This window comes from Streptomyces sp. NPDC029956, from assembly GCF_055574655.1.
The window spans coordinates 18,353-37,178 of record NZ_JBVHZJ010000060.1; the positions used below are offsets into that span (position 1 = coordinate 18,353).

Sequence of the window (18,826 nt, forward strand, 5' to 3'; positions counted from 1 at the left end):
CGCCTGGGCATCGCCGGCAGCACGTGCGGCGTCCGGCTGGGCCTTGGGGTGCCGCTTCAGCTCCGCTCGGGCTTTCACCAGCCGGCATCCTTCCCCAAGGCGGCCCAGTACGGATGCGTGGACACCGCGACCGACAGCTCACGGACGAGGTCCCACAGGCGCTTCTCCTCGGCCTGCTCCTCCGGCGTGTACCCGGGGGAAGGCGCGCGGCCCCCCGTGACCTCTCCCGTGTGCGGGTGTACCGCGCCGGTCCAGCCGGGCAGCGGCTCCACCGACCAGGGAAGGGCCCGGCACAGGGCCGTGAACTCGGCGCGGGCCTGGTGGAGACGCTGCTGGGTCTCGATCAGGTCATCGGGGAAGGGAGGGGTATCAGCCACACCTGAATCATACGCCTGTTCGATTTTCTGGCCGGTCCACGACACGACTCGCGGAGACCATCACCCGCACGGCCACCACCCACGGACTCATCGCGGTGACGCCCCGCCCCTCCCTACGGCCCGACTCACCGATCTCGCCCTGTTCGCGTATCTGCTACGGCGAACCGGCAGGCAGCGCTGCGCAGCCTCGGTCCGCGGCCCGATCCGCGCTAGGCGGGCTGCGGGGCGAGCTCTTTCGGAGCGGCCGCGACGTTTCGGGTCTCGCGCATGATCAGCAGGCCGTTGACCACCATCAGGGTCGCGGTCAGGCCGTGGACGCCGAGCGCGGTGGCCACGGATCCGTGGTGCGCCAGCACGTTCGTCATGTCGCCGTAGGCGGCGAGAGCCTCAACCAGCAGTACCCAGCCCAGCGCCCGGCGGTGACCCGTCACCAGCAGGATGCCCAGAACCAGGGCCAGGACGACATCACGGATTCCCTTGACGACCAGGAAGCCGTCGCCGTCGCCGGACGGCCAGCTCGGCAGGCCGTAGCCCGGCGCCGTCGTCTCCGGGCTCAGGATGTACTCCGTCCCGAACCAGAGGATGAACAGGATGAAAGTGGCGGCCAGGACGGTGTTGATCTTCTTGAGCGACATGGAGCTTCTCCTTGCGAGTCTCTACGGGCTGAGTGAGCGCCTGGCAAGTCGTACGGGAGGGGGCCTGGCCAGGCGGCGCGGGACGCGAACTCGGCCGAGCGCGCCACGGGTGTTGCGGGGGCCGGCGTCTGGGGAACCAGCGGAGTTCGAGGGTGCCGACGTCCGGTCCTCGGTCAGGTGCGGGCGGCGACAAGCAGGGTGAAGGCGGCGATGATGACGGCGACGCGGACGTAGTGGTAGCGGTCCCAGCGCTTCATCTGCTGCTTCCAGTCGGCGGGCCGGTTCTCGGGAGTCCAGGTCTTGCCACGGTTGTTGATCGGGACGAGCAGCAGGATCGACATGATCACGCTGACGATCAGCAGCGCGCCGGCGGTGACGACGAGGCCGGCGCCGTCCTGGCTCCATCCGGCGATGGCCCAGATCGCGGCGAGGACGAGTGAGCCGATGTACCAGACCGGCATCACGGCGCCGAGCATCCGGCCGCCATGGGCGCGGCCGAGCTGGCCGCTGTCCTCGGGGAGTGCGTTGAAGATCGGGTTGATGACGAAGGCGACGGAGAACTCCACCCCCACCATCAGGCCGACGACCACCGTGGTGACGACCTCAAGTGCGTTGAGCATGATGACCCTTCCGGTATCTAGCGTTGCTAGCTGATGAGGCAACGCTAGTACTGCTGCCGCTCGATTGTCTAGCAGTGCTAGGATCGAATCATGTCGGTACAAGAACGCAAGCAACGCGAACGGGCGGACCGCGAGCGCCTCATCGTGGCGACAGCCCGCGAACTCGCCGAGCAGCAAGGCTGGGACGCGGTCACCACCCGCCGCCTCGCCGAACGCATCGAATACAGCCAGCCCGTCCTCTACAGCCACTTCCGCGGCAAGCGCGAGATCATCGGCGCCGTCGCCCTCGAAGGCGCAGCCGAGCTGGCCGCGGCGGTGCGTGACGCGACCTCCAGAGCGAACAGCCCGCGCGAGCGGGTCGCCGCCCTCGCCCACGCCTACCTCGACTTCGCCGAGCACAACCCGGCGGTCTACGACGCCTTGTTCCAGCTCGACGGCGGCCTGGCGTACGCGCAGGAGGACACCCCCGAGCCACTGAAGGACGCGTTCGCCTCCCTGCTCGAGTCCCTCGCCGAGGTAGCAGGCGACGGCGTCCACCCGGGGATGTTCACCGAGGTGTTCTGGGCGGCTCTGCACGGCCTGGCGACCCTGACCCGAGCGGGCCGCCTGCTGCCCGAGGACGCCGAGCCGAGGGTGGTGCTGTTGGTGGACCGGCTCGCCATGGTCTGACACACCGTCCCGGCGGGCACACAGCCGGGATACTCGGGCCCCACCGCTGCCAGGGCGACACCCGGGACGGTGGACGATCCGGCGAAACCGTGATGTCACCGCACGGAGGCCGCCAGGACGGCTTCATGCGCGAAGAGGATGCGGGCCAGGACGGGGGGCCGGTGGTGGTGAGGGTTCCGGTGGAGTCGGTAGAGGCCGCGATGGAGGCCGATGCCCGTGACGCGGCGGTACGCCGCAGCGGCCTGGTCTTACGCGGCCCGCTGTTCGGGGTGGCCCGCAGGGCAAGACCGACGGGCGGCGGTGGCGGGTGGTCGTCGAGGTCACCCACGGCTGTCCCAGCAGGCCCGCCACGCGCTGAACTCAGGCGGCGGGGCCTGCCGCCCTACGAGGACGTCCCCGCAGAAACGGCCTTCGCACGTGGCTCAGGGCAGGCTTTCAAGGAAAGCCGACCCCCGACATGACCGGGTTCCTCGCCTTGTGTCAGACGCAGAACCGTGACTGGTGAACATCTGCTGCCGGAACTCAGGCTCGGATCAGGTTCTTCGGAGTCTCACTTCCCGTGGCGCAGGACCTTTGACGGCCGCCCGATGGACGAGACCACACCCACCCGGCTAGCCAGGGCGTGTCCTGCCGATCTGACTGTCTGAGCGAAACCAGGTGCGGCCGGTCGCCGCGATGGTGTGAGATGCGGGACATGACGATCGTTCTGAACGAGCCCGGCGTCGATGGGCTGACCGGGGTCGTGGATGCCCTCCGCGCATGGCAGGACGACCGCACGCCGCTGCAACTCCATCCGGGAGACCTCGGCTGGGCCTGGGCGCTGGGCGCGGAGAGGCTGGCCGCGGCCGTCCGCACCTGGAGCGTGGACGGACGGCTCATTGCCGTCGGATACCTGGACGACCCTGATGTGCTGCGCCTGACGACCGCGCCGGATCTGCGACAGGACGGTGATCTGGCGCGCCAGCTGCTGGCGGACCTCGATGATCCGGAGCGCGGGGTCCTGCCGCCCGGGAAAGTCGGCCTCGAAATCCCCAACGGCGCCCTGCTCCGCGAGGTCCTGTTGGAGGCGGGCTGGATTCTGGACGAGCCGTGGACACCGCTGCGCCACGACCTTGCCCAGCCGGTGAAGGACTCCGGCCTCCGCATCGAGGTAGCCGGCCAGGAGACGGCGGGGGTGCGGACCGCAGTGCACCGCTCGGCGTTCGGCAGCCCGGCGTTCACCGAGGAGATCTGGCACGTCCTCGCGGCCGGGCCGGTCTACGCCGACGCCCGCTGCCTGATCGGCTACGACGACCAGGACAACGCGGTGGCCGCGGCGACGGTCTGGTCGGCCGGGCCCGGCAAGCCCGGCCTGCTGGAGCCGGTGGGCGTGCACGCCGACCATCGCGGTCGCGGCTACGGGACGGCGATCAGCCTCGCCGCTGCGGCGGCGCTGCGTGAACTGGGTGCGTCAAGCGCACTCGTCAGCACCCCGACCTCGAATGCTGCCGCCGTAGCCGCCTACAAGGCAGCCGGCTACGAACCGTCGTCCGAACGGCTGGACGTCAGCCGAGCCGCCTGAGAACGATCAGGCGGCGGTATCGGACAGGCCGCGTCGCTGACCCTGGCTTGTCCCGAACGCCCTTTGAGGACATGGGGTAGGTCGGGGTTCGATGGTGGTCGGATGATTCGTCGTGGTGAATTGACCGATGCGGTCTGGGGGCGGAACATGCCGCTGTTGCCGCGCTCCAACGGGCGTCGTGGCCGGTGGCGGGATCATCGCCAGGTCATCGACGGGCTCTTGTGGAAGATACGCCCGGGGGCGTCATGGCGGGATCTGCAGGAGCGGTATGGCCGTGGAAGACCTGCCATGAGCGGCTGCGCCGGTGAACGGCGGACGGGACCTGGGATCGGATCCTCACGCAGGTCCAGGCGCACGATGACGCGGTCGGGACGATCGAGTGGGCGGTGTCGGTCGACTCCACCATCGCCCGTGCCCATCGGCATGCCGCAGGTGCCCGGCAAGAGGTCCCTGCGGGACTGCTGCCCGAGCCCAGGGTGGCGTATTGAGCGTAGCCGTGATCGGCGCGGGTGTTCTCAGGCAGAGAGCAGCAGGACCGCCGGCCACGAGGCGCGCACCACCCAAGAGAACGGCCGGGACTGGGCTCGATCAGGTGCCCAGGAGGTACCGGTGATGACAACCCGCCAGACGACCGAGGGTCATCATCGGTGTCGCCATGGGCGGACTCATGATGCTCCACGACAACTCCGCGCCCGCAGCCATCGCGACGGGCGTGACAGCCATTGGAGCCAGCGTGCCCGTGCTGCACAAGTTGATCGGCTGACCTGGGGGGGGGGGGGGGGAACCCCCCCCCCCCCCCCCCCCCCCCCCCCCCCCCCCCCCCCCCCCCCCCCCCCCCCCCCCCCCCCCCCCCCCCCCCCGCCGCCTCTCTGAGACGCCAGGCAACGTCGGCCGGCCACGTACGCTCCTTCGGCCAGATGCCTAACGGGCGCCAGGGCGAACGGCTGCCGCAGCGGCTCGATGCCGCTCGGCGAGACAACATCCCCAGCCTCCCTACACTCGCCGCGGGCATCGACCGTGACCGCGATGCGGTCGTCACTGGCCTCACCCTGCCCTGGAGCTCAGACGTCGCCGAAGGCCACGTCAACGGATCAAGATGCTCAAACGCGAGATGGTCGGCCGAGCCCGGTTCGGCCTCGTACGAAAGCGGGGCCTTCTCTACGCATGACCAAGCGCCGCGCAGGCTCGCCCGCGCCATAGCCTCGGCCTGTGGCCAACAGCGGCAGCCGAACGACGGAGAACAACCCTCATCCCGAGCTCCCTCGCTTTCCTGCAGACGCTGACCAAGCATCACCAGAGCGGCGATCCAGCGGGTCGGACGGCAACAGCACCTGCCGTGCATGCCGAGTCCCGCTTCGGCACATGCCGCTACCCGGGGCTCAAGCCGCTGACTGCGCGGCAGCAAGGTCCCCAGACGCTGCCCCAAGATTCCGCGCTGCACCAAAGCCAGTGGGCCCCGCGCCGGCCCACCGTGGCACACTCCTCCCTTGATCGCGCGGACGTATGAACCCCGCGATCTGGGAGGGGAACGCATGCGTACATCACTGCTTCGGCGTCTGGGCTCAACGGCCGCGGCGCTGGGGCTCACTTCACTCGGCCTGGTCGGCGGTGCAGCGGCGCCCGCACACGCCGACGTCCGGGACTGCCCGTCGGGGTACTTCTGCGCCTGGCAGACCGACAACGGCGCGGGCTCGATGCTCAAGTTCAGCGGGGAAAGGGCGACGCTGGGCACCTGGGCCGGCACGTTCCGTCTGGTCATGAACCGGACTTCACGGCTCGCCTGCCTGTACGAGAAGCCTCATTACGACTGGTCAGCCAGCTACACCTACGTCGACAGCGGTTCACTTCTCAGTCTGAGCGAAGGCCGCAACATTCAGTCGGTCAAGTTCGTTCCTTCTTTGCGGGACTGCGAATGGAAGCCTCCGCCGCCGTCCTTCCCTGACAACTGGTACGCAGAGACTTCGCCGACACTGTCTGGATTCGGCGACATGAACGCTGACCGGAAGGCGGACATCCTGGTCCGTGATCCTGCGGGGCGCCTGTGGTTCCTTCCCGGGGATGAGACAGGACGGCTGGTCGGGAGCGGTGGCTGGAACGCTTTCAACGCGCTCGTCCGGCACGGGGACTTCAGCGGCGACAGCCGTGAGGACGTCGTCGCCCGTGAAGCCACCACGGGCAGGCTTTGGCTCTACCCCGGCACCGGGACAGGTGGACTCGGCGCGCGGAAACTCTTGGGAGGCGGCGGCTGGAACAGCATGAGCCGGATCACCGCCTTCGGAGATCTGTCCGGCGACGGCCGCTCCGACCTGATCGCCGTCGAGAAGGCGACCGGCAAGCTCTGGCTCTACCCCGGCAGAACAGGAGGGACCCTGGGCGTACGGAAGCTGATCGGAAGCGGCGGCTGGAACAGCATGAACGCCCTCCTGGGCGTCGGAGACATGAACAGCGACGGCCGCGCCGACCTGTACGCACGCGAGGCATCCACCGGCAGGCTCTGGCTCTACCCCGGAAAGGCCGGCGCCTTCGGCACCCGTGTCCTGATCGGCGGTGGGTGGAACGCCATGCGCTCCCTCATCGCCGTCGGCGACTCGTCCGGCGACGACCGCCCGGACCTCCTCGCCGTAAACGGAGAGGATTGGTTCTACCGGTACCAAGGACGCGGTACCGGCGGCCTGCACCCGGGCATGAACTGGGGTACCTGGCCGGCCAGGAACGGCAGCTTCTAGCTCACTCCAAGAGGCTTCCGCCTCCACCGGCGGCCCGCTCACCATGCAGAACCCCACCCAGGCCGTGGCAACCTGGGCCAGAACGTGCCTGGGCTGCGAGCGGAGCGACCCTGGCATGAGCGGTCGCAGGTGGTGGCCTCGGGTGTGTGAGCAGAGGGCAAAGACTCCGCGGGTCCGTCACCATCCGGTGTCGGGCCCGCCGTGTCCGCCAAGCGCAACATCACAAGATCAGCGACAGAGCCCGTTCATGTGAACGCCGAAAGCGGCACGCGTCATCACTGGCGGGACCCGCCTCGGGACCGCTTCTCAGGCGAGGAAAACGGAAGACGAACAGGCCCTTGTCGCCCCACCGCGCCGGCTCGCCCCTGGCGACAGCAGACGATGCAGCACACGTGGTTCGTCGATCTACAGCTGGAGTATCGGACAAGGGAGGCGATGTCCCAGCGGTCAAAGGGGTCGCCCTCTCCACCGGCTACTCACCGGCGGGCTGCGGGCCTGCCTCCGCTTCCGCGCCGGCCCGCTCGTGGCCGCCCCTCCCCGTCGGCTCGGCCTGGCCGTCGTACTGATCCGTCGCGCTGGTGAGCCGGGCCGCCAGCATCCTGATGTGCTCGACAAGTTCTGGGGGTTCGTGCACCTGGAAGTCGAAGCCCTTGGTTGTCACGTAGATGGCCAGCTCGTCCAGCGAGTTGGATCCGGCCCGCAGGGTGCAGCTGTGCTCGTCGATCGGCTCCACCGCTGCGGTGGTGGGGGCGATCCGCTCGGCCGCGGTCTTCGCGCTGACGTGCAGGGTGAACCGGGCCTGGTAGCGGTAGGCCGACGTGGAGATCGCCCGTGAGGTGTAGCCGCTGAGATCGGGGTCTGGCGGGGTGCGCGGGGTGAACCGGGGGCCGGTGGGTGTACGCGGGTCGAGACGGTCCACACGGTAGGTGCGCCAGTCCTCGCGGTCCGCGTCCCAGCCGATGAGGTACCAGCGCCGGCCGGTGTGCACCAGGCGGTGGGGCTCGGTCGTGCGGATGCTGGTGGTTCCGTCGTGGGTGCGGTAGTCGAAGCGCAGGCGCAGCGAGTCGCGGCAGGCGGCGGCGATGGCGGTGAGGGTGCTCGGGTCGACGGTGGGGCCGGCGCTGACCATCGGCACGGTCATCGACTGCAGGGCGTTGATCCGGTGGCGCAGCCGGGAGGGCAGCACCTGCTCGAGCTTTGCCAGGGCCCGCACCGAGATCTCCTCGATGCCGGTGATCGAACCGTTGGCCGCTGTGCGCAGGCCCATCGCGACCGCGACGGCTTCGTCGTCGTCGAGCAGCAGCGGCGGCAGGTCCGCGCCGGCACCCAGTCGGTAGCCGGCGGTGCCCGCGGTGGCCAGCACCGGGTAGCCGAGGTCGCGCAGCCGGTCGATATCGCGGCGGACGGTGCGCGGAGTGACCTCCAGTCGCTCGGCCAGTTCGCCGCCGGACCAGTCGCGCCGGGTCTGCAGGAGCGAGAGCAGTCGCAGTAGCCGTGTCGAGGTTTCCCACATGCTGTGAAGTCTGCCATCGAGCTAGGACCGGATCTGTCCTAACCGGCTCCTATGTTTGTCGGCATGGACACCAACAGCGAGATCCGGCCGTTCACCATCGACATTCCCCAGGCTGACCTGGACGACCTGAGGGACCGGCTCGCCAGGACCCGGTGGGCCGCGGACCTGCCCGATGCCGGCTGGAGCCGCGGGGTGCCGGTGAGCTACCTCAAGGGGCTGGCCGACTACTGGCGCGACGGCTACGACTGGCGCGTCCACGAGCGGGAGCTGAACTCCTACCCGCAGTTCACCACCGAGATCGACGGGCAGGACATCCACTTCCTGCACGTGCGCTCGCCCGAGCCGGACGCGCTGCCGCTGATCCTGATCCACGGCTGGCCCGGCTCGATCGTGGAGTTCCTCAACGTCATCGGCCCGCTGACCGACCCCAGGGCGCATGGCGGCGACCCGGCGGACGCGTTCCACGTGGTGATTCCGTCGATTCCCGGCAGCGGGTTCTCCGGGCCGACCCGTGAGGCCGGTTGGGACACCAACCGGGTGACCAGGGCGTTCGCCGAGCTGATGAACCGGCTCGGCTACGACCGCTACGGCGCGCAGGGCGGCGACACCGGCGCGGTCATCTCCCCGGGACTCGGCCGGCTCAGCCCCGACAAGGTCGTCGGTGTGCACGCGAACGGGCTGGCCGCGTTCACCGAGGTCGACCCGGACGAGGTGGGAGAACTGACCGAGGCCGAGCGGGCGCGGCTGGAGATCCTGCAGTATCTGGAGACCGAGCAGTCCGGCTACGCGATGATCCAGATCTCCCGGCCGCAGACCTTGGCGCATGGCCTGCACGACTCCCCGGTCGGGCAGTTGGCCTGGATCGTGGAGAAGTTCAAGGAGTGGACCGATCCCGCTGCCGAACTGCCCGAGGACGCCGTGGACCGGGATCAGTTGCTCACCAACGTGATGCTGTACTGGCTGACCGGCACCGCCGGGTCCTCGGCCAACAGCTACTACGAGACCGCGCATGCAGGAGCCTGGGGAGCCAGTGAGCGTTCCACGGTGCCGACCGGGGTCGCGGTGTTCCCCACGGACGTGTCGATCCGGCGCACTGTCGAGCTCGAACACACCGTCGTGCACTGGTCCGAATTCGACCGCGGCGGCCACTTCGCCGCCATGGAGGCCCCCGACCTGCTCGTCGGCGACGTGCGGGAGTTCTTCCACAAGCTGCGCTGAAACCACCACGGCGCCGGCCTCGATCAAGCCGGCACCGCGGCAGCATTCCACGCTCAGACTCAGCAGACGACTATGGAGGCTCCGCTGACGCACCAGCGGCCGCGCGAACGGTGGAGCGCGGCGCAGCGGGCGGGCGCAGGAACGTGGTCAGGGCGAGGGGGGTGCACCCGCGTCCGGTGGCTCGGGGCTTCTGGTCAGAGCGATGAGGGCGATGTCGTCTCCGGAGTCGTGAGTCCACTGCGTGAGGCCGGTCATCAGGTGGGTGATCAGGTCGCGCGGGTGGCTGGTGGGGGCCGTACGCAGACGCGGGATGACGGGGTAGAACGCGCCGGCTGCGTTGCGGGCCTCGCTGAGGCCGTCGGTGTGCAGGACTAGGACGGTGTCGTCGGCAAGGCTCAGGCGTACGGGGGAGGGAACGGTGTGTGGGTCGAGGCCGCCGAACCCCAAGGGGAGGAGGGCGGGCAGTTGCACCTCGCGGACCTGGTGGCCAGGACCGACGGCCAGAGGAGGCAGATGGCCGCAGTTCAGTACGTCGAGGTGGCCGGTACCGTCGTGGTGTTCCAACAGGATTGCGGTGGCGAAGAGTTCGCCGTCCTGTCGGGAGAGCGCGGCGCGGGCGAGGTGCCTGTCGAGACGCGCCGCGAGTTCGGTGAGGCCACTCGTCTCGTGGGCCTGGGTGCGGAAGCAACCCAGGACATCGGTGACGGTCTGCACCGCCTGGAGCCCCTTGCCCCGGACGTCGCCGATCAGGATCCGCGTGCCGAACGGGGTCCTCGCGACGTCGTAGAAGTCGCCCCCGATGCCGGTGTCGGCGGTGGCGGGCCGGTACAGGCCGGCCGTCTCCAGCTCCCCGGTCCGGGTCGGCAGGGGCCGCAGGACCGCCTGCTGCAGAGCGGTCGCAGCCGCCAGCGCCTGGGCCAGGCGTTCGCCCTGACGACCGCGGGTCCATACGGCGAGCCCGACGATCACGCCGGTGGCGGCGAATGCGGCCAGGGAGATCGGGCGTTGCGCATACCGCTCCTCGCTGACCACCCTTACCAGCACGTACTGGGCCACGGCCCCGCCCGCCACCGCGATGGCGACGGCGGATCTACCCAGTACGACGGCGGCCAGCGAGAGGACCGTGACAGTGATCCACAGCAGCTCCTGGATGTCGCCGCGCGTCGAGGGCGAGATCACCGCTTCGTAGGGAATCCCGGTGACGGCGGCCCCGCCGAGGACCACCGAGGCTGGATAGGCCGTGGCCGTCACACCGCGCCCTGACGCGGGCAGACTCACCAGGTAGCGGGTGACGACGGGCACCTGGGGCAGGACGACCCCGAATCCGACCAGCACCGAGAGCAGAACCGCGATCACGGTGGCCACAGTGCTGTGACCGTGAGGAAGGACAGGCATGACGGCCACGCTGACGGCTGCCAGGGTCAGCCCGAGCGCGGCCGCCGGCCGCGCCGCGATTCCGCTGCGGGCGGCATACACGCCGGCGACGGCGAACCCGACGCCAAAGCCCGCCCATGCCACCAGGCCCTCTGCCTGGGCACCGCCCCGATCGGTCAGCAAGACCAGCAAGACCGTCGCGAGCGCCGACTGCCCGAACCCCCAAACACCTCCCGCCAACACGGCCGCACGCACGCGGGACTCCACCTCTGCGGGTTCGCGGGCCTCCGTCCGGCGCTGACGCGGCCGGACCCGGAAGAATGCCCGGCCCGGTGGGCAGCAGACTGCAAGCACCGCCAGTGTCACCGCAAGAAGGGTGACCACCCCGGCATCCAGCCAGCTGCGCAACGGGGCAGCCTGCAGGACGCCTCCGAGCAGTACGACGACGGGGCAGCCCACCTTGAAGGCCGTGGAGACGTCAGGAGGAGGCCTCGTCGGCAGCCGCTCATCCACCATGGTTCGGAACGCCGGCAGGAAGAGAACCGCGGCAAGCAGTGGCGGTAGGGCCTCCGCCACACGCCAGTCCCCGGCCTCGTTGGCCGCCAGCACCAGGGCGACACCCGAGGTGAGCGCGATCGCCATCGCCGCGAAGGAGACACCGACCACCCGGCCGAGTCGCCCGGTCAGGTGGACCACGGGAACCGAGGCCACATAACCGGCCACCACCCCCATGATCGAGGCACTCTCCACGACCAGCCCCACGCCGTACGTGACCGGGCCCACCGCCGCCACCAGCAGCAGACCGCCCACGCACGTCCCGGCCAGCGACCACAACACCACCCGGCGCGCGCCGTGCACGTCCACGGCCCGGCCCGCCCAGAACAGCCCGGCCAAGGAAGCACAGACCACAAGCACCTGCGCAAGGTCCTGGCCCTGGGCGTCGATGCCGACGTCGGCGGCGGCGCGGGGCAGGGTGGCGTTGTGCAGCGTCGGCGCCAACACGCCCAAGGCGAAACCCGTGACGAGGACGGACCAGGCCAGGCCGGCTCCGCCGCTGCTGCCCTCGCTCCCCGCACCGCGGGAACCTTCCCCTGCTTGAGTCGGTCTCACCCTGGAGATCCTGGCTCACGTCCACCGGGGGAAGCGTGCACGGCGCACCGGTGACCGTGAGGTTGCGAGGTCACTGACGAGCCGATCGGGAAGCAGCAGGGGCATGACGTCCTTGCAGGGCTACTGGAAGAAGAGCCGTTCGAGCAAAAGGAACCGCAGGGCGTGCCGGCATCGTGCGCTCGACCCCGACTGCCTCAAGGTGCGGCCGCAGAGCAGATTCTGGAAGCCGACTGCAGCGACGCCGACCACGTCCCGCCCGATAACCGAGATCGGCGCCGAAGCGTTCGAACGGGTAGGTCGCGGGGAGGCAGTGGACGGCGGTGCCGGGAATCTAGTCGACGGCGCCGGTCAGGCGAGTGACCTCGGTGAACGTACGCAGTGCCTGCGGGACGAGGTGCTGGGCGAGCCAGGCTGCGTCGGCGGCGTCGACGACGCCGAAGGCAGCCGGGGGCGGTGACGGGATTGGCTGCCCGTCCCCAGAAGCAGCCGCCGCCGCGCGTATGCAGCGACAGAGGCGTCGGGCGCCGGTGCGAACATGCTCGCGCCATCGGGTCCGGCCCAGCCGTCCACGAGGACGAGGTGGTCGACGGCGTCGGGCCGCAGGTCCGCACGCTTCTCGGACGACGAGACCGGCATGGCTGTGGCCGACGAGGACGAACTCCTCGCCTTCCGGGACGGTGTCGAGGGCGGCGGCGACCGTAGCGGCGTCGTGGTGGAGCCCCGTGGTTGCCGGACGCGCCGAGGTCGGGGGTGAGCATACGCGCCCCAGCGGCGTGCAGCAGGGGCACGATCCGGTCCCAGGCCCAGGATCCGTGCCAGGCGCCGTGGACAAGTACATACGTGGTCATGGGCGCTCCTCACGGAGAAGCGGCAGGAAGGGGTCGGAGAACGCTCCAGGTCCGCCTCGTGGTTGTCGGTGGCCAGGCGGATCACCAGGTGCCGGGCGCCGGCCGTGACGTAGCAGTCGAGCCAGCCGAAGGCCTGGCGCGAGGTCCCGGCGAACAGTGCCTGAACCGTCGCGACCCTCTCCCGACCCGAGCAGTCGCATGGCGTCGACGGACTCCACAAGGCGACTGATCCGGGAGCCGAACGGGACGCCTGCGGCCGCGGACTGGGCCCGGGGGCTCGGGTTCGGAAAGCCGCCGCCCATGCCGGCGATCGGTCGAACGTCGGACAGCCGGTCGAGGGTGGCCCCGCACCCACCCTGGCTTCGCCTCCCCTGCGTGATCCTCTGGCAGAGAGGACCTGGCGACGCCATGCCCGTCGCGCACCTCGGGAGGGCTCGTCCGGGTCAGCCGGATCGAGGGTGAGTACCCACTGGTGCTGGCTCTTGTCGATGGCGACCGGGATGGGCTCGCTGGGCAGGGCGGCCTTCTCCCGGACCCGACGACGCCGACACCGTCACCAACCACGACGAGGTCGGTGGCTGCACCCCCCGACAGGCGTGCTCCCGGCTCGTCCCAGTGCGCCTGATCCCATCCACCGCGCTCCTGCACGAGCGGGAGCGGGAGATCACCGACACTCTGGTGAAGTTGCCCGTTCGCTCAGGAACCCGGAGGCTCCGCCAATGAAGTACACCGTCTCGATCGAGATCGGCCTGCCGCGGGAGAGGGTGGTCCTGCTGCTCGCCGATCCGGCACACCTGCCGAAGTGGCTGCGGGGGCTGGTGCTGCACGAGCCGCTGAGTGGGGTGCACGGGCAGGTCGGTACCAAGTCGCGGGTCGTGATGCAGATGGGGCAGCAGAAGTTCGAGGGCACCGAGACAATCACACGCCGTGAACCGGCAGACCTGCACGGGATCCCGAAAGGGAGCGTCGTTCACTTCGACCGCGAGATTGTCGGCGAGGGCATGTGGAGCGCCGTGCGCGACCGGCTGACCGAGGCCGGTCCGGAGTCGACGCTCTGGGTGAGCGAGAACGAGTACCGATTCAGCGGCTTGCTGCTGCGGCTGGTAGGGCTCCTGATGCCCGGCACCTTCCGCAAGCAGTCTCAACAGCACATGCAGGACTTCAAGGCGTTCGCCGAGCAGGGAAAGGACGTGCGCGAGGCGAAGGGCTGATCTGCTTAGGGACAGGGGCGTCGGCAACGTCGCGACCGAGGACATCCCCACCTCGCCGCGAACACCGATGACGGGCTCGCCCACGCGCGAGCCCGCGGCCGCTTGCCCAAGCTCACCAAGGGCCAGGCCGCGCTCGCCCAGCAGCTCTGCGACGCCCGCGAGAAGACCGTCCATGAGATCCCCGACCTGTCCGGTGTGCCCCGGTCGACGGTGTACGGGCATCTCGACAAGTCCAAGACCGTGCCCCGCCAGCCGAAGAGAGCCGCGGTCACGAAGCCCTGACTGCTCGTTTGCGGCTGATGAAACGGTTCATAGCGGCATCCTCGGTACGCGAGCACGAGCTGCCCGCGGCCGAGGGGAAGGCTGACGACCCGCGTAGGACAGGGTTCGCACGCCGGCACGGGCTCGACTCCGGTCGGCGGGTGCAGTGGGAGGTCGAGGCACTCGACCCGATCGGGCTTCAGCACCTGGTCCTCGCCGCCGTCGCCCTGTCCTTCGATCAAGCCCAGGGCATCACAGTGACGAGGCGGTGATCGGCCAGGCGGTCGCCCAGCTTCGCGACGAGGGCCACGAGATCCGGTACGCGGACGTGGCCGGCTCTCACCGCTCAAGCGCCACCGGACTGTCGGAGCCAGGGCGGCCGCTCCCCCGCCTCGTGGACCGCTCAGAACGAGCGTGACGCCCGCTCCCCGGCGTCAGCGCGACGCGGGCTGCCGAGGGGAGCGGAGAACGAGCAGGGTGATCTCGCTGGGGGCGAAGACGCGGAAGGGCGGACCCCAGAAGCCGGTGCCGCGGCTGGTGTAGAGGAAGGTGCGAGTGCCGTGGTGGCTGAGGCCGGCGACGGCCGGCTGGTCAAGGCGAACCAGGTAGTGGAAAGGCCAGATCTGACCACCATGGGTGTGGCCGGAGAGCTGGAGATCGACGCCCTGTGCTGCCGCGCGGTCGATGAACTTGGGCTGGTGGGCGAGGAGGAGGACGGGGAGGTCGGAGTCGACGCCGCGCAGGGCTCCGGCGAGGTGGGCCCGGTGCCCGGCCAGCCCGGAAGCCTCGGCGGTGACGTCGTCGACACCGGCGACCACGAGGGTGTCACCACCGCGTTCGAACAGCAGATGACGATTGCGGAGCGGCTCCCAGCCCAGCTCGCCCATCAGGTCGACCCATCCCTGGGCCTCGCCGTAGTACTCGTGGTTGCCGGTGACGTACACACGGGCCCAGGCCGCCCGCACGGTGCCCAGCGGGACGGCCTGGGCGCGACGGCGTTCGGCTGTTCCGTCGGCGATGTCTCCGGTGTGGCAGACCAGGTCGGCTTCCAGGCTGTTCACCGTCTCGCAGACCCGTTCCGACCAGCGGGCGCGGTCGAGCGGACCGTAGTGGGTGTCGGTGATCAGAACGACCCGGGTGCCGTCCAATCCGGCTCCGAGACGCGGGAGTCGGATGTCGAGTCGCCGCACGCGTGGCACGCGTCCGGCCTCGACGTACCCCCAGGCGAGCAACACCGCGGATACGCCGAGGACGCACCAGGTGACAATGCGCGCCCGGTCCTGTCCGTCGCCGACACCGGCCACGGTCAGGGTGAGCCGCAGCAGGACACCGAGCAGGACGGACCAGGTGAACAGGACCCAGATGCCGCCCAGCAGCGTGTCACCGACGATCGCCGCCCGGTCGTGCTGGCGCCGACCGTGGCCGCGCGTCATCGCGAACGGCATGCCGATCAGGCCGAGGGCGAACAGGGCGGTGGAGATCAGCGTGCCGGGGAGCGGCCAGTGCTGACCTGTGTACAGGAGGACCCAGCACGGCACGGTCCACAGCAGGACCGGGGCGATCAAGGGGAGGTAGCGCAACAGACGTTGCAGTCGGCCCCTCTGCTCACCCTGCGCTTCGGTGGCGGCGGATCGGGGTTCGCTGGTCTCGGTCACGCTTCGTCTCCTGGGGGTTCTGTCCGGCGGGTCGTACCCGTGGCGGATCCGGCTGGTGGCCACGGGGCCAGTCCTCGTACCAGCCATCCGCCCGTGGCCTCGACCTGATTCGCCCCCGCCCGGTGCCTGCTCCGGCCACGGCTGTCTGAGTCGCTTGGGCAGGCCATTGTCCTCCGTCCCGAACAGGGCTTGCCTCCAAGCTTCGCAGAGCCCGATCCGGGCGGCCTGCAGACCTCTCGGTGGGCCTGTACGGCATCACGGGGCACCTGACGCCACTTCCCGCCGCCACGAGCGGCTAGGTACAGTCCGAGATCGACGTCAAGGCTTGGTCGGGGCTGCTCGACGGGGAGTACGCGGAGATCCGCGACCTCGTCCGCACCAATCTGGCGGCCCCTTCCTCCGTCCTCGAGGACGCTGAACGGCTCGGCATGGACGCGTTCCGTGAGCGGGTGCGCGACATCGTGGTCGGGATGGCCGGGACCGGCCAGACCGGGTTGGGCTTCCCGGCGGCGTACGGCGGCGGGGACGACGTCGGCGCGTCCGTCGCGGCCTACGAGAGCCTGGCCTTCGGCGACCTCTCGCTGCTGGTCAAAGTCGGGTTGCAGTTCGGGCTGTTCGGCGGCGCGATCCTGCACCTGGGCAGCGCGTGCCACCACGACGCCCTATCTGCCGGACCTGATCGCCGCCGACTGATGGGCTGCTTCGCGATGACCGAGGCCGGACACGGCTCCAGGGTCCAGGCGCTCGGAACGGTCGCCCGCTACGACGCCGACCCCCGGGAGTTCGTCGTCACCACGGAGGGCGACGCGGCCCGGAAGGTCTACGTCGGCAACGCCGCCCGCCACGCCGAGCTCGCAGTCGTCTTCGCCCAGCTGGAGGTCGGCGGCGAGGCCGCGGCGTCCACGCCCTCCTCGTACCGCTGGGCTCCGGCGCCGAGGTCGTGCCGGGCATCGAGACCGAGGACGACGGCCGCAAGACGGGCCCCAACGGCGTCGACAACGGCCGCATCCGCTTCCACGGCCTCCGCGTCCCGCGCGAGGCGCTCCTCAACCGCTTCGCGGACGTCACCCCCGACGGCACGTACGTCAGCTGCGCGGCGCCCTCGACCCCGTGGCCGACGGTGGAGTCGTCGGCGGCGCCGAGCGTCGGTGCGCCCGCGTGCCTGCGGGCCGGGTGCCGCCTTCCGCCGTGCGCAGACCCGCCCGCCCATCGGTCACGACCGCCCCATCGAGGGGACACACTTCATGGCTGGGACAGGGCCTCCCGTACGGCGTCGATACCGAGCGCCAGGTCTGCGTGGAAAGTCTGATGGAGGTCGAAGTCCCGGGTCATGTCCACGTAGTAGCCGTCCGGCAGGGTCGACTCGGCACGCGAGAGGTCGCTGTTCAGCGCGTCGAGCTGGCGGATCATCCGGTGGGTATCGCTCAGGGACCGGGTCAGGGCCTCGGCGAGCGAGCCGCCGGGCGGAGGAGGGGTGTCCGCACCGGGCCGGTGCGACGCGCGCATCGCCGCCCGTACCGCCGCGCGCCGGAACTGGGCCAGGGCGAGGGAGGCTTCGATCCCGTCGTAGGAGACTTCATTCGTCCAGGGGTCGTCCTGGCCAAGGCCTGCCGACAGGAAGCCGACCCGGCGCGGGACGTCGAGGTCCTTCACCGCGTCGAACATCGGCGCGGCGAGCGCGGCGTCCTGAGCCAGTGCGACCGCGAACGCGCGGGCGTCCTCCCTGCGGAACTCGTCCCTGGTGGCCCGTGTCCCGGACCTCTCGGCCTCCCTCCGGAATCGGTCCACCTGAAGGGCGAACGCTGCTCCGAGGCGTACGGCTGCCACCTCGGCCGCGGGAAACGCTCCGAGCGCAGCCTCGCGACGCTGCGCGCCGCACCGGGCGAGGCCGGCCGCGTACGCCCGTACCCCGGATGGCGCGGGCTCGGCGAGCGAGTGCAGCGCTGGTACGCCGAAGGGCGGCACGGGAAGCGAAGAGTTGAGGCTCCACGGCGGTGGAACGGGGGCGCGGCCAGCAGTGGTCCCGTACGTAGCCACGGAGCCACTCACCTCTTCCAGCCCGGCTCGCAGGTCGAGTACGGGATCCAGCGCGGCGGTCAGTTCGCCCAGCAGCTCTGCGAACCCGCCGTCTGCCTCCGCGGATCCCTCGGACGCCCCGGACTCCTCGGCCTTCCCCGGCTCTTCGACACCTCCGGCCTGCCGTACTCCCGTCGCCGCCGCGAGCAGCTTGCCGACGTGATGCAGGGTGCGGTGGACCTTCGGCATGGACAGGCCCAGCTCATACCCGATCGCTCCCGGCGCACAGCCGGCCAGCCGAAACGCAATGACGTCGAGTTGACGCTGGTTCAAATCCCGCAGCGGGGCGCGCGCCACCACCGTCCGGGCCTGCACCAGGGCGTCGGTGCTGCCCTTCCCCAGCAGGGCGGGCACCGACCCGTCCACGGGGCAGAGCACTCCGCAGCCGCCGCCGATGGTGATCCGGCACGTCCAGGACCGCAGCGCCTGCGGGGTCACCACGGGTGTCATGGTGTCCTTGACGGCCCCAGCCTCGTTCGCGACCAGCAGGTCCATCCACCGACGAGCCACTGTCATCGCGTCTTGAGCAAGTCGCGCCGCCTCCAACAGGTCCGCGCCCCGCAGCAGCGACAGGGCGACGAGCGGCCCCGCATGCGCCCGGTAGTAGTCCCCGAACCCGACCTCGCTGACGGACACCGAATCCGCCGGATCTGTCCACATGAGCCGACTCACCTGCCTTCGCAGCCACTTGCCACTTCCATCGGAGTTCAAGGTAGGGGCTCGACGTGGAGTGAGGGGAACTGCTCCGCTTCCCGATACCTTCCGCCGGCGAGCGCCTGACCACCACGGCCCTGTACGAGATCGAGACCACCGAGTCCGTCGGCAGTACGGTCAGCGGTGATGTGGAGGTTTCGGCGGGACCGGTGCCGACCCCGGTCAGCGAGGGCCCACGTCCGCGGTCTGCTGAGGGGACAGCAGGCCGGCGACGGCTTGGACGCTTCAGCGATTCGGCTGATGAAGTTGCCGCGGATC

15 protein-coding genes and 2 pseudogenes are annotated in these 18,826 nt (G+C 70.2%); 10 read left to right on the forward strand and 7 right to left on the reverse strand.

The features are described from left to right. Positions 1-74 precede the first annotated feature (74 nt). The 3 genes from ACZ4XX_RS33320 to ACZ4XX_RS33330 form a co-directional block, all read right to left on the reverse strand. Positions 75-377 (reverse strand): hypothetical protein, encoded by a 303-nt coding sequence (locus ACZ4XX_RS33320; protein ID WP_468511592.1) that lies wholly within the window; start codon positions 375-377, stop codon positions 75-77. A 209-nt stretch (positions 378-586) separates the two neighbouring features. Then, a complete protein-coding gene (locus ACZ4XX_RS33325; RefSeq protein ID WP_468511593.1) occupies positions 587-1,012 on the reverse strand; it encodes a DUF4267 domain-containing protein in 426 nt (141 codons plus the stop codon). A gap of 173 nt (positions 1,013-1,185) precedes the next feature. Continuing rightward, the gene (locus ACZ4XX_RS33330) at positions 1,186-1,632 is read right to left on the reverse strand and encodes an anthrone oxygenase family protein (protein ID WP_468511594.1); all 447 of its coding nucleotides are present in this window, start codon (positions 1,630-1,632) and stop codon (positions 1,186-1,188) included. 90 nt (positions 1,633-1,722) lie between these two features. On the opposite strand from ACZ4XX_RS33330, the gene ACZ4XX_RS33335 reads away from it, so the two are divergent. The 4 genes and pseudogenes from ACZ4XX_RS33335 (at position 1,723) to ACZ4XX_RS33350 (ending at position 6,588) form a co-directional block, all read left to right on the forward strand. After that, positions 1,723-2,301: a TetR/AcrR family transcriptional regulator gene (locus tag ACZ4XX_RS33335; RefSeq protein ID WP_468511595.1), complete on the forward strand. Its 579-nt coding sequence runs from the start codon at positions 1,723-1,725 to the stop codon at positions 2,299-2,301. Positions 2,302-2,995: 694 nt separating this feature from the next. Next, entirely contained in the window at positions 2,996-3,862 is an 867-nt protein-coding gene (locus ACZ4XX_RS33340; RefSeq protein ID WP_468511596.1) for a GNAT family N-acetyltransferase, read from the forward strand. Positions 3,863-3,964: 102 nt separating this feature from the next. Then, positions 3,965-4,308: pseudogene (locus tag ACZ4XX_RS33345) on the forward strand (transposase); the annotation flags it as partial. Between the two features lie 1,086 nt (positions 4,309-5,394). Further along, positions 5,395-6,588 (forward strand): FG-GAP-like repeat-containing protein, encoded by a 1,194-nt coding sequence (locus tag ACZ4XX_RS33350; protein WP_468511619.1) that lies wholly within the window; start codon positions 5,395-5,397, stop codon positions 6,586-6,588. A gap of 472 nt (positions 6,589-7,060) precedes the next feature. Here the strand turns inward: ACZ4XX_RS33350 and ACZ4XX_RS33355 are convergent, their stop codons facing one another. Then, on the reverse strand, positions 7,061-8,101 hold the full coding sequence (locus tag ACZ4XX_RS33355) for a helix-turn-helix transcriptional regulator (RefSeq protein ID WP_468511597.1): 1,041 nt from the start codon (positions 8,099-8,101) through the stop codon (positions 7,061-7,063). A gap of 63 nt (positions 8,102-8,164) precedes the next feature. On the opposite strand from ACZ4XX_RS33355, the gene ACZ4XX_RS33360 reads away from it, so the two are divergent. Continuing rightward, complete coding sequence (locus tag ACZ4XX_RS33360) at positions 8,165-9,319, forward strand: epoxide hydrolase family protein (protein WP_468511598.1); 1,155 nt, start codon at positions 8,165-8,167, stop codon at positions 9,317-9,319. Positions 9,320-9,466: 147 nt separating this feature from the next. Here ACZ4XX_RS33360 and ACZ4XX_RS33365 read toward each other — a convergent pair whose 3' ends face one another. Next, on the reverse strand, positions 9,467-11,803 hold the full coding sequence (locus ACZ4XX_RS33365) for an MFS transporter (protein ID WP_468511599.1): 2,337 nt from the start codon (positions 11,801-11,803) through the stop codon (positions 9,467-9,469). A gap of 103 nt (positions 11,804-11,906) precedes the next feature. Between ACZ4XX_RS33365 and ACZ4XX_RS33370 the strand changes: the two genes are divergently transcribed. From ACZ4XX_RS33370 to ACZ4XX_RS33385, 4 genes are all read left to right on the forward strand, one after another. Further along, positions 11,907-12,260 (forward strand): hypothetical protein, encoded by a 354-nt coding sequence (locus tag ACZ4XX_RS33370; RefSeq protein ID WP_468511600.1) that lies wholly within the window; start codon positions 11,907-11,909, stop codon positions 12,258-12,260. A gap of 1,110 nt (positions 12,261-13,370) precedes the next feature. Beyond that, on the forward strand, positions 13,371-13,862 hold the full coding sequence (locus tag ACZ4XX_RS33375; RefSeq protein ID WP_468511601.1) for an SRPBCC family protein: 492 nt from the start codon (positions 13,371-13,373) through the stop codon (positions 13,860-13,862). Positions 13,863-13,964: 102 nt separating this feature from the next. Next, positions 13,965-14,144 (forward strand): hypothetical protein, encoded by a 180-nt coding sequence (locus tag ACZ4XX_RS33380; protein WP_468511602.1) that lies wholly within the window; start codon positions 13,965-13,967, stop codon positions 14,142-14,144. Between the two features lie 17 nt (positions 14,145-14,161). Continuing rightward, positions 14,162-14,395: a hypothetical protein gene (locus tag ACZ4XX_RS33385; protein WP_468511603.1), complete on the forward strand. Its 234-nt coding sequence runs from the start codon at positions 14,162-14,164 to the stop codon at positions 14,393-14,395. Between the two features lie 162 nt (positions 14,396-14,557). Here ACZ4XX_RS33385 and ACZ4XX_RS33390 read toward each other — a convergent pair whose 3' ends face one another. Further along, positions 14,558-15,778, reverse strand: a complete 1,221-nt coding sequence (locus tag ACZ4XX_RS33390) for a metallophosphoesterase (RefSeq protein WP_468511604.1) — start codon at positions 15,776-15,778, stop codon at positions 14,558-14,560. A 311-nt stretch (positions 15,779-16,089) separates the two neighbouring features. Here ACZ4XX_RS33390 and ACZ4XX_RS33395 point away from each other — a divergent pair. Next, positions 16,090-16,868: pseudogene (locus ACZ4XX_RS33395) on the forward strand (acyl-CoA dehydrogenase family protein); the annotation flags it as partial. A gap of 152 nt (positions 16,869-17,020) precedes the next feature. Here the strand turns inward: ACZ4XX_RS33395 and ACZ4XX_RS33400 are convergent. Beyond that, a complete protein-coding gene (locus tag ACZ4XX_RS33400) occupies positions 17,021-18,514 on the reverse strand; it encodes a hypothetical protein (protein WP_468511605.1) in 1,494 nt (497 codons plus the stop codon). Positions 18,515-18,826 lie beyond the last annotated feature (312 nt).